This window comes from Tildeniella sp., from assembly GCF_059505325.1.
In genome coordinates this window covers 73,625-88,232 of the sequence record NZ_JCACKI010000004.1, presented here as the reverse complement: position 1 = coordinate 88,232, position 14,608 = coordinate 73,625, and the positions used below count along the sequence as shown (strand labels likewise).

Annotated in this window: 10 protein-coding genes and 1 pseudogene; 6 read left to right on the top strand and 5 right to left on the bottom strand. The window is 50.5% G+C overall.

The window, feature by feature from the left end:
- Nucleotides 1-108: 108 nt before the first annotated feature.
- Nucleotides 109-1,704, bottom strand: coding sequence for a B12-binding domain-containing radical SAM protein (locus tag AC5JO6_RS01810; protein WP_496079323.1), 1,596 nt, complete (start codon nt 1,702-1,704; stop codon nt 109-111).
- Between the two features lie 249 nt (nt 1,705-1,953).
- Here AC5JO6_RS01810 and AC5JO6_RS01805 point away from each other — a divergent pair, with 249 nt between their 5' ends.
- From AC5JO6_RS01805 to AC5JO6_RS01790, 4 genes and pseudogenes are all read left to right on the top strand, one after another.
- Nucleotides 1,954-2,121, top strand: coding sequence for a hypothetical protein (locus AC5JO6_RS01805; protein WP_496079322.1), 168 nt, complete (start codon nt 1,954-1,956; stop codon nt 2,119-2,121).
- The gene (locus tag AC5JO6_RS01800; protein WP_496079321.1) at nt 2,093-2,443 is read left to right on the top strand and encodes a histidine triad nucleotide-binding protein; all 351 of its coding nucleotides are present in this window, start codon (nt 2,093-2,095) and stop codon (nt 2,441-2,443) included. The genes AC5JO6_RS01805 and AC5JO6_RS01800 overlap by 29 nt, the downstream gene beginning before the upstream one ends.
- A 178-nt stretch (nt 2,444-2,621) precedes the next feature.
- Nucleotides 2,622-3,218 (top strand): annotated as a pseudogene (recR, locus tag AC5JO6_RS01795) (recombination mediator RecR); the annotation flags it as partial.
- A gap of 191 nt (nt 3,219-3,409) precedes the next feature.
- Nucleotides 3,410-4,339, top strand: a complete 930-nt coding sequence (locus tag AC5JO6_RS01790) for a lysylphosphatidylglycerol synthase domain-containing protein (protein WP_496079320.1) — start codon at nt 3,410-3,412, stop codon at nt 4,337-4,339.
- Between the two features lie 39 nt (nt 4,340-4,378).
- Here AC5JO6_RS01790 and AC5JO6_RS01785 read toward each other — a convergent pair whose 3' ends face one another.
- Both AC5JO6_RS01785 and recQ read right to left on the bottom strand, forming a co-directional pair.
- Entirely contained in the window at nt 4,379-5,728 is a 1,350-nt protein-coding gene (locus AC5JO6_RS01785; RefSeq protein WP_496079319.1) for a Sll1247 family protein, read from the bottom strand.
- A gap of 739 nt (nt 5,729-6,467) precedes the next feature.
- Nucleotides 6,468-8,720 carry a DNA helicase RecQ gene (gene recQ / locus AC5JO6_RS01780; RefSeq protein WP_496079318.1) on the bottom strand — a complete coding sequence of 751 codons (2,253 nt, stop codon included), beginning with the start codon at nt 8,718-8,720 and terminating at the stop codon, nt 6,468-6,470.
- Between the two features lie 411 nt (nt 8,721-9,131).
- Here recQ and AC5JO6_RS01775 point away from each other — a divergent pair, with 411 nt between their 5' ends.
- Nucleotides 9,132-11,189: an ABC1 kinase family protein gene (locus AC5JO6_RS01775; protein WP_496079317.1), complete on the top strand. Its 2,058-nt coding sequence runs from the start codon at nt 9,132-9,134 to the stop codon at nt 11,187-11,189.
- A gap of 8 nt (nt 11,190-11,197) precedes the next feature.
- Here the strand turns inward: AC5JO6_RS01775 and lexA are convergent, their stop codons facing one another.
- Nucleotides 11,198-11,833 (bottom strand): transcriptional repressor LexA, encoded by a 636-nt coding sequence (lexA, locus tag AC5JO6_RS01770; protein ID WP_496079316.1) that lies wholly within the window; start codon nt 11,831-11,833, stop codon nt 11,198-11,200.
- Between the two features lie 287 nt (nt 11,834-12,120).
- Nucleotides 12,121-12,756: a Vat family streptogramin A O-acetyltransferase gene (locus AC5JO6_RS01765; RefSeq protein WP_496079382.1), complete on the bottom strand. Its 636-nt coding sequence runs from the start codon at nt 12,754-12,756 to the stop codon at nt 12,121-12,123.
- 188 nt (nt 12,757-12,944) lie between these two features.
- Here AC5JO6_RS01765 and lpdA point away from each other — a divergent pair, with 188 nt between their 5' ends.
- Complete coding sequence (lpdA, locus tag AC5JO6_RS01760; RefSeq protein ID WP_496079315.1) at nt 12,945-14,372, top strand: dihydrolipoyl dehydrogenase; 1,428 nt, start codon at nt 12,945-12,947, stop codon at nt 14,370-14,372.
- The last annotated feature ends 236 nt before the right edge of the window (nt 14,373-14,608 follow it).

The following is a 14,608-nucleotide window of genomic DNA, read 5'->3' as shown; positions in this document are numbered from 1 at the left end:
TGGTTGTTAGCGCCCGATGGAATGACCTGGCGAGTCTTGTTAGTGAGTATCGGCAAAATGAGCGGATGCTCACTAGCAACTGACAACCAACCACTAACAACGTTCCTACTAGCGAGCGATCGCGCCAACCGTTACTTCTGCCTCTACTTTCTGATGCGCTGTTTCTTGCGCCAAATAGTCTGCTAACTGCGCCTCAACCTGGCTACGCACAAGCTGACGGTAGTGCAGAAAATGCTCCAATAAGCCGCAGTTGCTCATATAGGGCACAAACACCTCCGGATTGCGCCGTAGGATTGAGACAAGCTGCTGCCAGAACTGACCACGTGTACTGCGTTTGATGCCTTGTCGCCAGAAAATCGTCAGCACTGCTCGCAGTTCCACCCACTCCAGTCGCTTAAAGGGGCGTTTGTGTGGTGCTGGCTGCATCGTCATAAAGTGGCGGTAGACGCGTGCAAGATAGCGACTGGGTTCATACAGTTCCCAAAAGCAGTTGACATACTCTCTGGCTAAAGCGGCGATCGGGCGAGTGGGAATAAAATTCATTAACCCCATCTGTTGCCCACTTAAGTTTTGGCTCGACTCAAAGAGCCGACCTTCCTTCTCTAGCCGATGCCACAGTGCTGTATTAGGCAGTGCGTGGAGCATTCCAAACATCGCTTTAGGAATGGCAGTGGCTTCGACAAACTCAATAATGCGATCGCCCGCTCCTGGTTTCTCGCCATCAAAGCCCAGGATAAAACCTGCCATCACGGACAGCCCCTTGCGGTTGATGATTTGCACCGACTCAACGAGAGAATTGCGCGTATTCTGAAACTTCTGGGTCATCGCCAGACTTTCGGTATCCGGCGTTTCGATGCCTAAGAAGACGGCTGTGAAATTTGCCCGCACCATCAGATCCAGCAGTTCTTCATCTTGAGCCAGATCGACAGACGCTTCAGTACTCAGCCGGAAGGGATAATTGTGTGCTGCCATCCACGGCACTAATTCACGTAGCAAGAGTTTGACGTTGCGCTTGTTGCCAATGAAGTTGTCATCGACCATAAACACCGATCGCCGCCAGCCCAAATCATACAAAGCCTGTAGTTCTGCCAGTAATTGCGCAGGCGTTTTGGTGCGTGGCTTGCGTCCATACAGCACAATAATGTCGCAAAACTCGCACTGAAAGGGGCAGCCCCGCGAAAACTGCACCGACATTTCGATGTAAGCGCTGAGATCCAGCAGATCAAAACGCGGAACGGGTGTACCTGAAACGTCTGGCTTTTCACCCTCAGGGGCACGCAAAATGCCCGATCGCTCGCCTCTATTGAGCGCGTCTACTAGCAGTGGCAGGGTAATTTCCCCTTCATCTAAAACTAAAAAGTCGGCTCCTGCTGCTTGAGCGGCATCGGGTACGGATGTGACGTAAGGACCACCCACAGCGACCAGTTTGCCTCGTTGCTTTGCCTCACGAATGAGGTGGAGTAAATCCGGCTTTTGAACAATCATGCCCGATAAAATGACCAGATCTGCCCAGTTCCAATCAGCTTCGGTCTGCGATCGGACGTTGCGGTCAACTAAGCGAAACTCCCAGGTTTGCGGCAAGATTGCAGCAACGGTGATCATGCCCAATGGTGGTAGCGACGCTTTGCGATCAATCAGTTCAAGTGCTTTATCAAACGACCAAAATGATTCTGGAAAAAGTGGGTAAAGAAGTAAAACTTTCATTAAATTGGTAAACCCTTACAGCAAAAAACGTTGGCTTAAAGAATGTCTGAAAAGGTCAGTGTTAGCAACTCAACATCGCGGTTGCAGAAACATAGTGTAGCTACGCCCGAAGAGCATACTCTGTCGTTGCCAGTGACAGAACCGCCATTTCTTCTGAGTCTGTGTAGTCAAACTTTGTTCCTATAGCGGCACATTGCATTTGCCCAGCACTTCTGAGACAGTCCCTTAGCGAAGACACTCAAGCTTACCGTGTCTGATTCGCATTCGCCGATCGCCTTTGTACGGGCAAACTCTCTGGCGACGATTATTGCAGCCGCAAAACAGTCACTAACAGCCTCTAACCCCTTAGAATTTCAACTAGCACCCCATCGGCACACTGAGGGACAGCATGAACGAACCGACCGAGACGATTTTTAGCAAGATTATCCGCAGAGAAATTCCCGCTGAGATTATCTATGAAGACAACTTGGCACTTGCCTTTAAGGACGTAAACCCACAAGCACCAGTGCATATTTTGGTGATTCCCAAACAACCGATCGCAAAACTATCCGATGCGGAGTCCAACGACCACGCCCTCATGGGTCATCTCTTGCTGACCGCCAAGCGCGTTGCTGACCAGGCAGGCTTAACCAATGGCTATCGCCTGGTAATTAACACTGGCGTAGATGGTGGGCAGACAGTGGATCATCTTCATCTGCATATTTTGGGTGGGCGAGCAATGGGATGGCCGCCAGGGTGAAGGGAGTGGGGAGTGGGGAGTAGGGAGTGGGGAGTAGGGAGTAGGGAGACCAGAGACGTTCTAAGTTAACTTTGACCGCTGATTCCCTTTCCTCACTCCTCACTCCTCTCCCCTCACTCCTCACTCCTCACTCCTCTCCCCTACACGCTAAAATTGATCTAGATTCGGAGGATGTCCAACGGTTTACACACGCCCCCTTGCCCGTTTAATTGAGCAACTGCAACATCTCCCTGGTGTTGGTCCCAAAACAGCACAGCGTTTGGCACTACATATCCTCAAGCGATCGGAGGATGAGGTGAAAGCGCTGGCGAATGCGCTGATGGAAGCAAAGCAACAGGTCGGCTATTGCTCGGTCTGCTTTCACTTATCAGCAGAACCTGTCTGCGAAATTTGTCGTACGCCCAGCCGCGACAGCCAAACCATCTGTGTTGTCGCTGACTCTAGAGATGTGATTGCGCTAGAAAAAACCCGTGAGTATCGAGGTAAGTATCATGTGCTAGGTGGGCTGATTTCTCCAATGGATGGCATTGGACCAGAACAACTACACATTCAACCGCTGGTGCGTCGGGTCAAGCAACAAAGTATCGCCGAAGTCATTATGGCGATCAGCCCTAGCGTTGAAGGCGAAACTACGACCCTTTACGTGGGGCATTTGCTCAAGCATTTTACGAAAGTCACGCGCATCGCCTTTGGGTTGCCGATGGGAGGCGATTTAGAGTATGCCGATGAAGTAACATTGGCAAGAGCACTGGAAGGTCGGCGCGAGTTGGATTAGAGCAGAAGCGGTTAGCGTGTAGCGGTCAGCGGTCAGCCATCGAGCGAACGATCGCAATGGAGCGGCTTGTGAGTGACTCTATTAGGACTGATGCAATCTGCGTCAGTCCTATCTACATAAAATTGGGTGTGTCAGATTGGCTAGCAGCATCCAATTACCGCCTCTTAACCCCTGACCACTGACTGGAAGCAATGAGAGTGATCAGACGCTTGAAGCCATTGATCCGCTGGGGCATTCTCGGTGGAACGCTTTTCTTTTTAAGTACAGTTCTCCATCAGCACTGGCAGAAGGTTGTTGCCATCCGTCTGGAGAGCACAGGTCTGGCATGTCTGGCGATCGCCCTCGGAGTCACTCTCCTGGCTCACATCTGCGCGGGGGGAGTCTGGAGTCGCCTCTTACAAGATCTACGACAGCCTGTAAACGGCGTTTGGCTGGTGCAAGCGTACTTGAAAACGACGATCGCCAAATACCTTCCGGGCAATGTCTGGCATTATTACGGTCGTATTACGGCTGCGACCAAAGCGGGTGCAACGCTAGAAATGGCAACTGTGAGCGTGTTGCTGGAACCGCTTTTGATGGCAGCCGCTGCCTTGGTCATAACGTTGGTCTGTAGTCAGCCGATCGTGGCACGGTATGGGCTGCCAATCATCGCGCTGCAATGGTTCACTCTGGTCATTGTTCTTGCGTCTATGCATCCCCGCGTGATCAATCTGCTGGTTCACTATGTAGGAAAACTAAAGCACAAAGCGACTAGAACAGACACTGGTTCTCCTTCGTTTAAGCTGGAGCACTATCCACTCTTACCGCTGGTTGGAGAAATCGGCTTCCTGCTCCTACGCAGCATTGGGTTTTTGCTGACTTTTCTAGCCATCAGCCCTATTACGCTTGGGCAACTGCCACTGTTGCTGAGTGCTTTCAGTCTGGCGTGGCTATTGGGCTTGGTCGTGCCAGGTGCGCCAGGAGGCATTGGAGTGTTTGAGGCAATGGCGATCGCGCTGCTCGGTCAAACGTTCTCTCCAGCCGTGCTTCTTAGCGTTGTGGCGCTTTATCGGCTCGTCAGTATTCTCGCAGAAACTGCTGGTGCTGGATTGGCGTGGCTCGATGAGCAGCGCCTACTTTGAACGAAGCTCACGGCACAAGCCACGATAGAAGGGTTAAAATCAGTCGTTACCTTGCAAGGCTTCCTCTGCATCGTCATGTTCAACGTCGATCGTATCTGTTTCAGGAGTGGGCAATGCTGGAAGTAACTCTGCTTGAGCCTCACGTTTGAGCTGAGAAAAGATGCGATATTTGTCTGGATCAAAAATATTGGGTATAGGCTGTGTTTCATCAACCTGCATCTTAATCAAATTGTATTGAACGTTTTCGGCGTGAATCGCAAACGTTACAGTAAAAACTTCCAAAAAGTTCACTACCCAGGCACATTCGTCTTCAGGATAGTTTTGGTAATACTTGATCAGCTCAGCGATCCGTGCCTCCAAGTGTGTGCGTGAGTGCTTACAAATTAGAATAATTTTGAGCAGTGCGACCACTAACGTAATGGGGTTTCCCTGCGAAAGAAGCAGCACAAAAAGTTGCGACGGTTCTGCTTGATTCTCGGTGGTTAAATAATCAATCACTCGATTGCAGGTTCGCAACGTCAGAGCATTAGTGACAACTTCATCATCATGGCTTTCGTAAAGAGCATCTAATTTCTCTGTCAGTTTTGCACGTAAGGTTTCGACAAATTCCTGATTTTCAACAGAGAAGATTAAATATTGTTGTATGCCTTGCTTGAACTGTCTGTAGGGAAGATTCTGCGTTTGGTTGACAAAAATATTCGCCAAATTAGCATAGCTGAACGGTCCTCGTCTAGCCACGATCGCCTTGATTAGCCGCAGCACTTCTTCACCCAACGCAGTTGGATTCTTAGGGATACGCTTGCTGGGGGCATTACTCTGCGATCGCGCAATATACATTGCTAAATCAAACTTGAAGCGATCTTTTAGCTGCTTTGATAAGGCTCTTGCTGCCTCTCGCTGTTCGATCGGATTTTTTAGATCGATGTATTGAGGCACTAGTAAATATGACGTGTACCGCGAGACCCAAGGACCCCGTTCTTTCTCGTCATAGCGCGATGCAAAGAGCTTTAGCTCTTCATAATCACTACTTTTGACAAACTCATCAAGCCAGTGACGGAGCCGCTTTAAGGTAGGAGAGGCTGTATTGCGACTGATTGACGCATCCGTAAAGACAATGACCAACTCCTGGATTGGCTTATAGTTGCGAGTCGCATCCCAGTTATTGACTAAAATGTAGCAACATCGCTTCAGCGTATTTCTAAACTCTTCCTCATTGTTAGAAAAAACAATGTCATAAATTGCCTGCATTGCATCAGTGCTGATCGAGTCAACGTGATAGATGAATAGGCGTTTGAACTCCAGCAAAACTTCTTCAGGGGGCCATTTCTTGACAATTTCCAAAAGAAAATTGTAGACCGCGTCCTGGGCTTGCTGAATGTTCCGACTCAACCTGTTTAATTTAATTGGCGTCTCATTCTTGTGAGCATCGTCGAGAGCATCCCTGATTATCATATGCACTCAGGATTAGTCAATAGATTCGACAAACTAAGGAGATAGAAGGCTGATTTTATGCAAGAGCTGCTGCACTGGTTAAGCTTGGAGCTTGCCCAATGGGATAGCTAAGGGTCTCACGATAATGTAATGCTTGTCCACAGTATTTTGTGACGAGGCACCATTTAAAGTTGTGATCATGACTCAGCAAACCAATGATCGTTGTCACAAGCTGCTGCATCTGCATACACGATGTCGGTACGTGCTCAATGTGAAAACTTGCCTTGATAGACCGCATTCAGAACGATACACAACTCAGTCGTGAAATTTCGTTAAAAAGCTGTAAGCGTCTATCAAAAGTCTTCCCTAACCTCTGCTATGAGCGTTGAGCTTTTGTCCACCACCATCGACCCATTCAAACGAAACCAGCCAACCCTTTTAAGGAGAGATAGGTTTGAATCGCTTCCATCTAAAGGTGACTTTAGAGTCTTGCTAAACCTCAAGTAAACTGTGACCGACAACACCCTTCATTAGAAACACAGAGACCAGCAGCAATCTAAAATCAGATTATACTCAGTACCGAACATGAGAGCCAGCTATCAGCAAGATTGTCTGAAGCTACAGCCTTACTAATACAGAATACGGATATAGTCTTCTTCTTTCAACCTTGCTATAGAAGACTCAAAGTTGACAACGCTTACTCGGTTTCGCGTCGCCAGCGCGATCGCACCAACCTAATCTCGTCGTAGCCATACATTTCACCCAAATGCTCACGAATGCTACCGAGCGCATCGGGACCGACTGTATTAATGGCGTACATGATTTTATTCTGGCGATCGAGGGGTACCAAATCATCCAAATCAATGGGATAGCCCATCTCTAACAGTTCAGCCAAATGACTCATGATTGTACTCCGGCGAACGTGGCGCTGCTCGGCAATAGCGCCAGGCTCCATCCCTTGCTGATAGAGTTCCAGCGTTTGGAGTTGGGTAAACGAGGCAAGATTAGGCTGTGCGATCGGTGGCGTTAGCTGAGGCTCTATGCCCGTTTCGGCTTGTAGGGGCAAACCGCGTTGCTCTCGAAACCACCGAATTTCTGCAATGAATATCTTGCTGTACTGCGTTAATTTTCGGCTACCAACTCCTGGAATGGTGGCAAATTGGGCAAGCGTTTGGGGTTGGATGTTTGCCATCGATCGCAAGCTGGAGTTGGGAAAAACCACATATGGCGGCACCGATTGCTCGTCTGCCAGTCGCTTCCGGAGCTTCTGGAGGCGATCGTAAAGCGCTTCTACTTCAGCCGCATCGACGTTGCTGGAACCATTGACAGCCTCTGGTTTGGCTGGAGTAAAGGCAACCATGACGGAACGCTGCTTTTTTAGCACTTCCCAACTCAGAGCGTTTAGTTCCAGCATCGAATAGCCGTCGGACGTTTCATCTAGCAGACGTTGGTGGATGAGCGATCGACCGAGCAATCGCCATTGCTCTGCGCTGCGGTCTTTGCCAATGCCGTAGGTGGATAGTTTATCGTGTTCATTTTTCAATACGCGATCGTTTTTGGAGCCGCGTAAGACATCGATCGTGTGGTTGATGCCAAACCGCTGACCTTTCTGGGCAAAGCGAGCAACACACGACAGAAACTTCTGTGCTTCTAGCGTCCAGTCTTCGATCGGCTTGGGGTGGCAGCAGTTGTCGCAAGTGTCACAGTTGCCAGGAAAGTCCTCGCCAAAGTAGCCAAGCTGAATAGTACGACGGCATTCCATCGCCTCGGCGTAGTTGATCACGCGTCGAAGTTGCTGCGAGGCAATGCGCTGTTCATCTTCCAACGGTTCGCCCGTCGCCGGATCGACTTTTTGAGCAATGAGAAACTCAACGGTTCTGATGTCACCCGCGCCGTAAAAGAGCGTACAACGTGACGGTTCACCATCGCGTCCGGCTCGACCCGATTCCTGGTAATAACCTTCGATGTTGCGGGGCAAATCGTAGTGGATAACAAAACGCACGTCTGGTTTATTGATGCCCATGCCAAAAGCAACCGTGGCTACCATAACCCGCGCGTCATCTCGAATGAATTTGTCCTGGTTGTCTTTTCGCACCGCATCGCTCAGTCCTGCATGGTACGGTAGTGCTGAAATGCCGTCGTGCTGAAGTTTAGCGGTAATCTCATCCACACGCTTGCGACTCAGGCAGTAGATGATACCCGCTCCTTCCGTGCGCTGCACCTGCTGAAACAGTTCTGTGTATGCCTGTCGCGTACTACCTTTAGGTCGGACTTCGTAATACAGATTGGGACGGTTGAAGCTGGCTATATGAACGTGCGGCTTGTCTAGCTCTAGCTGACCAAGAATATCGTGCCGCACTCGCTCAGTTGCCGTTGCAGTCAGCGCAAGAATGGGGATGATGCGATCGTCATTTTGATAACGATGCCGCAAGCGCCGTAGCTGACGATATTCGGGGCGAAAGTCATGCCCCCATTCAGAGACGCAGTGTGCTTCGTCGATCGCAAAGGCTGAAATGCCCACTCGCGCCTTGACCTGATCCAGAAAACCCAAAAACGATTCGCTCAGCAATCGTTCGGGAGCGACGTAGACAAGCTTGATTTTGCGATCGAGAATGGCAGCTTGACGAGACTGCGACTCGACTGGACTGATACTGCTGTTGAGCAATGTCGCAGGAATACCGTTGTTTTGCAGTGCCTGCACCTGATCTTGCATCAGCGCAATGAGGGGTGATACGACAATCATCACGCCTTCCTTCAGCAACGCAGGCAGTTGGAAGCAAAGTGATTTGCCTCCCCCTGTCGGCATGATGACGAGGAGGTCGCGATCGTGCAGGGCATATTCCACCATCTGCCGCTGCCCTGGACGAAAGCTATCGTAGCCAAAGTAATGCTTGAGCGCTTGTTCTAACGAGGCAAATTGGGTTGTAGCGTAAGGAATGCTGACTGTCATTGACGGTTACTGATGCACTTGAAACCAGGGTGCCCACGCAGTTTAAACCACTAACCAGGGCTTTGTGGAGAAATTACGGCGATTTGTGTAGAGCATTCGGCAGCACACGATCGAGTTTCCGTTTTCAGTGCCAGAAGCGACTTTTGTGGTTAGACCATTGAAGCACTTGCATCAAGCGTATCAAGACAAGTGGTTTACCCAACCGCGTGGGATGATGGCTAGTTCGGAAAGCTCATCTTGCATTTGTCCCTCTGGACAGAGCAAAGTAGAAAGGTACGATGCTTAGCTTGTAGAGGGATCGCAGATGAGGAAGCCTCTCATTCACGCATTTCTCATTCACGCATTCAGTACAGGCTACCCAGAATTGTTGTTACGATACTTTACATACCGTTTTCACCCGGCTGCAAATTCATGAATGTCAAGACTGCTCAGCCTCAACCAGTTTCATTCGACTCGGAGCGTGTGCCTCTCGGCTCGGCAGAAGGGCTTCATGAGGTAGTACCAGAGCGTGTAACTCCGACGTTAGTAGTAGACGACGAAATTACCGTCGAGTTGGAAGAACGCTTGCTGCTGGCAGACATTTTGCCTGATGAGGAAGACAGCTCGTTGCGCTACGATGCAGACGCGATCGCGGCACACTACCAGCAGTATCCCCTCCAGGTTTGGGGCAGAGTGTTCAAAATTTTCTTTCCGTTTATTACGTTTGGGTTGACCTGGTGGTGGCATACCCGTGTTGGCTTTAGCGAACGTAAGCACAAGCAACAAGCCGTCCGCCTGCGCGAACTGTTGACACGACTCGGTCCTGCCTTCATCAAAGTTGGGCAAGCGCTGTCTACCCGTCCCGATTTGGTGCCGCCTGAGTATTTAGAAGAGCTGACTCGGCTGCAAGATCAGTTACCGCCGTTCGACAATGCGATCGCTTATCGGTTTATCGAAGAAGAATTGGGTGAACCGCCCAGCCTGATCTACGCGGAACTCACCGAAAATCCGATCGCGGCAGCGTCTCTCGGTCAGGTTTACCGGGGCAGGCTCAAAACGGGCGAAGAAGTGGCAGTGAAAGTGCAGCGTCCTGGGCTGGCACAGAGTATTGCGCTGGATACTTACATTCTGCGTGGATTGGCAGCGCTGGCAATGCGGCTCTTCAAGCAGATTCGTAGTGATCTGGTAGGCATTATGGACGAGTTTGCCGCCCGCATTTTTGAGGAGATGGATTACAACCATGAAGGGCGCAACGCCGAGCGCTTTGCCAAACTCTATGGGCACATGAAGGATGTCTACGTACCCAAAATCTACTGGGAATACACTGGACGGCGTGTTCTAACAATGGAGTGGATTACGGGTATTAAGCTGACCCAGCCAGAAGCCATTCGGGCACAGGGAACCGATGCCAGCTACTTAATTGAAGTCGGTGTGCAATGTTCTCTCCGTCAGCTTTTAGAATATGGGTTCTTCCATGCCGATCCCCATCCCGGCAACCTGTTAGCAACGCCCGATGGCAAGCTAGCGTATCTGGACTTTGGCATGATGAGCGAAGTAAAACCAGCTCAGCGCTACGGCTTGATTGAGGCGATCGTCCACCTCGTCAACCGAGACTTTGAGGGCTTAGCCAGAGATTATGTGAATCTAGAGTTTCTCACCCCCGATACGGATCTAACTCCTATCATTCCTGCCTTTGCGACCGTTTTTAATGACGCTTTGGGCACGAGCGTTGCCGAAATCAACATCAAGAGTATTACCGATCAACTATCTGCCTTGATGTATGAGTTTCCCTTCCGAGTGCCTGCCTACTATGCGCTGATCATTCGATCGCTCGTTACCCTCGAAGGCATTGCCATTAATGTCGATCCCGACTTCAAAGTGCTCAGCAAGGCATACCCCTACGTCGCTAAGCGTCTGCTGACCGATCCAGCGCCACAACTACGGGCATCGTTGAAAGATCTGCTGTTTAAAGACAACAGCTTTCGTTGGAACCGTCTGGAAAATTTGCTAAAAAACGCGCGTGGCAGCAGCGATTACGATTTGAGCCAGGTGGTTGATCAAACGCTGGATTACCTTTTTTCTGAGCGGGGTGAACTCATTCGGCACCAAATCGTGGAAGAAGCGGTCAAAGGACTGGATCTGTTTGGCAATACGACGCTCAACAACATTCGCTACGGCTTTGCTGAACGGTTGGGTCTGACCGTTAACCGTGCGACCGTTCCGGCTGAAGGTCAGCAAACTCTGGAGCACCTGAAGCGGATTTTGGGGATTTTACAGGAGACGCAGGGCTTTGACCCCGCTAAGCTACTGCCAGTGATTCCCAAGCTGCTGTTCAAGCCAGAGGCGCAGCAGATGGGACAGCAAATTGCGGGAGGATTGGCTCAGCGAGCGATCGCCCGCTTCATCCGTGAATTTCTCCTCACAAATGAATCAGAACGTTCTAGCCCGTTACCCAGCAATCAGCCGCGCCTGCCAGCCGCTCGTCCTTGAAACGCAGATTAAACTAATCCTCGAAGCAGCCCAACGTAAACGCCCTGAATGTCTAACTCTTCTGTAGTGGTATCGATGACAGTCGGTTCGTAAGCTGGGTTGGCGGGCTGGAGAGTAAGGTGTTGCCCTCGACGATAGAGATACTTAAGTGTGGTAGCACCATTCTTTCGGGCAGCGACGATCGTGCCATTACGAATGGAGCGGGGATTGGTTTCTTTCCGCATAATCACCACATCATCGTGATCGATCATTGCCCCTGTCATGCTGTCGCCCCGCACCTGTAGCGCGAAATGCTGCGAACGTTCGTGTTGTGAAAGGTGCGCTAGCTTTGGTAGGCAGGAAAGTTCAAGGTGCTGCATCTCCTGGTCAGGAAACGTTTCGACCAAACTGTGCGCGGCGATCGCCCCAATCAGCGGAATGCCATCGCTAGGACGCAAAATTTTGAGGGAACGAGATTTGCGAGGAGCGTGACTGAGCAACCGCTTCGTCGTTAGCGTATCAATGTGAAGCTGTACCGATGCCAGCGATCGATAACTCAACCCTTTTTGAATCTCGCGGTAGGTCGGTGCCATACCGTGTTGAGCAATAAAATCCTCAATCCAGGTAAAAACCCGTTGCTGAGACGGTGTTAGTGGAGATAGCATAAAGCGACAAAGAGCGTTTGTACTACTTTACAGCGTCTCTCCACCAATTGCACTTATTTTCTAGCAACTCATGTCTTAAGATTGCCTTTTCAGCGCTTTTGCCAACCATCACTCAGCGTCGAGATTTTAAGTTGGGGTTTGCAAGAGCCGATCGTCATCACTCTTGACCCCGTGAACTGATCGGAGAATGCGAAGCATTGGTGGCATAGTGATCGATCGGAGCAGCAACTACTGAAAACGTGACTAGCTGTATCAGTCCGCTCCAACGCAACAGTCTTGCTGTGCTTCTACTCACAGTTTTTTAGAGCTTCAAGATCTGCCGCCATAATCTTCTCCAAATTGCGTGTAATCTTGCTGATCTCCCAATTCCACCAGGCGATTTCAAGTAGCGATCGGATCACCTCGTCATCAAAGCGTTGACGAATACGTTTGGCTGGGTTGCCTCCAAAAATTGTGTAAGGCGGCACATCACTCACTACCACTGATTTTGCTGCAACAATCGCGCCATCGCCCACTTGCACTCCTGGCATAATCACTGCTTCATAGCCAATCCAGACATCGTTTCCAATGACTGTATTGCCTTTGTATGGTAGCTCTTCAAGCTGAGGGATGACTCTTTCCCAACCGTTGCCAAAGATCTGAAACGGATAGGTCGAAAACCCATCTAACTTATGATTGGCACCATTCATGATGAACGTTACGCCTCTCGCCAACGCGCAAAACTTCCCAATAATGAGCCGATCGCCAATAAAGGGAAAGTGGTACAGAACATTCCGCTCAAAGTCTTCCGAATCTTCTGGATCGTCGTAATACGTATAATCGCCAATGATGATATTGGGGTTTGACACCGTGTTCTGAATGAAGCAGATTTGCGGAAATCCCTTCATCGGATGCTTATCTTTCGGATCGGCTCCGTACAAAATAGTCTCCCGCTTTTTAGAACTGCCTTATTTCTGCATCCTAACCAAAAATTCAAACCGATTGCCTCCTGACCTAAGCAGTAGAACTTGTGTTTTATCTTTCATCCTTCATCCCTCATCCTTCATCTCTCCCACCTTGTCGATCGCTCCCGTCCAACCGACAATAGAAGGTAATGCACCAGGAGAGAGAAGTGAGTCAGTCATTCGATTACGATTTAGTCATCATTGGAGCTGGGGTTGGTGGGCACGGGGCGGCAATCCACGCGGTCAGTTGCGGGCTGAAAACAGCGGTTGTGGAAGCTGCCGAGATGGGTGGCACTTGCGTCAATCGGGGATGCATTCCTTCAAAAGCGCTGCTGGCAGCATCGGGGCGTGTGCGCGAGTTCCAGGATGCGCCTCACCTGAAAGCGTTGGGCATTCAATTAGGCGATGTGGCGTTCGATCGTCAGGCGATCGCCGACCACGCCAACAGCATTGTCACCAAACAGCGAGAGGCGCTCATCGGTAGTCTGAAGCGGTTAGGAGTAGACACCATTCACGGCTGGGGCAAAATTGCTGGAGTGCAAAAAGTCTCAGTGACAACAAAGGATGGTGAGAAAACCATCACGGCGAAAGATATTATGCTTGCGCCCGGTTCTGTACCCTTTGTGCCGCCGGGAATTGAATTGGATGGCAAAACCGTTTTTACCAGTGATGATGCGGTGCGGTTGGAGTCGTTGCCACCCTGGATTGCGATCGTCGGCAGTGGCTACATCGGCTTGGAGTTTGCCGACGTTTACTCCGCGCTGGGCTGCGAAATTACCTTAATCGAAGCGCTCGACCAACTTATGCCGGGGTTCGACCCCGATATCGCCAAGCTTGCCCAACGCGTACTCATCACGCCCCGCGATATCGAAACTAAAGTTGGCGTATTAGCAAAACGCATTACTCCCGGTTCGCCTGTCGTGATTGAACTGGCAGATGCCAAAACAAAGGAAATTGTGGAAGTCCTGGAAGTCGATGCCTGTCTGGTTGCAACGGGACGGGTGCCACTGACCAAAGACTTAGGGCTAGATTCAGTCGGCGTAGAAACTGTGCGACCCGGCTTTATCCCCATCAACGATCACATGGCAGTGCTTGCAGGTGGCGAACCCGTACCCCATCTCTGGGCGATCGGTGACGCAACGGGCAAACTGATGCTGGCTCATGCGGCAGCGGCTCAGGGCGTAGCGGCGATCGAGAACATCTGCGATCGCCCCCGTACCGTTGACTACCACAGCATTCCTGCTGCCGCCTTCACCCATCCCGAAATTGGCTTCGTTGGCTTGACTGAGCCTGCTGCGAAGGAAAAAGGCAAAGCAGAGGGCTTTGAAGCTGCCGCTGTTCGGACCTATTTTAAGGGGAATGCAAAGGCGATCGCGGAAGGTGAAACTGAAGGCGTAGCAAAGGTTATCTACCGTCCAGACACGGGCGAAGTGCTGGGCGTTCATATCTTTGGTCTACATGCCTCCGACCTGATTCAAGAAGCGGCAAACGCGATCGCACAGCGGCAAACCGTCCAAGATCTTGCCTTCCTTGTTCATGCTCATCCCACTCTCTCAGAAGTGCTGGATGAGGCGTATAAGCGGGCAGTGCATTGAAAGGGGAGAGGGAGTAGGGAGTAGGGAGTAGGGAGTAAGCAAAACGCAACCCTCTTGCCGATACTGGATACCCGACACCTGGGTTCACAACTCAAAACTTCCCCACCCTCTTACCCCCTCACTCCTCACTCCTCTCCCCTCACTTCCTCAAAAAATCGAGTCAATTTTGTTCGGCTCGACACATTTCTTCCCCGTGCCTTTTCATAGTTAGGTTACGCTATCAAAAGCATTCATCA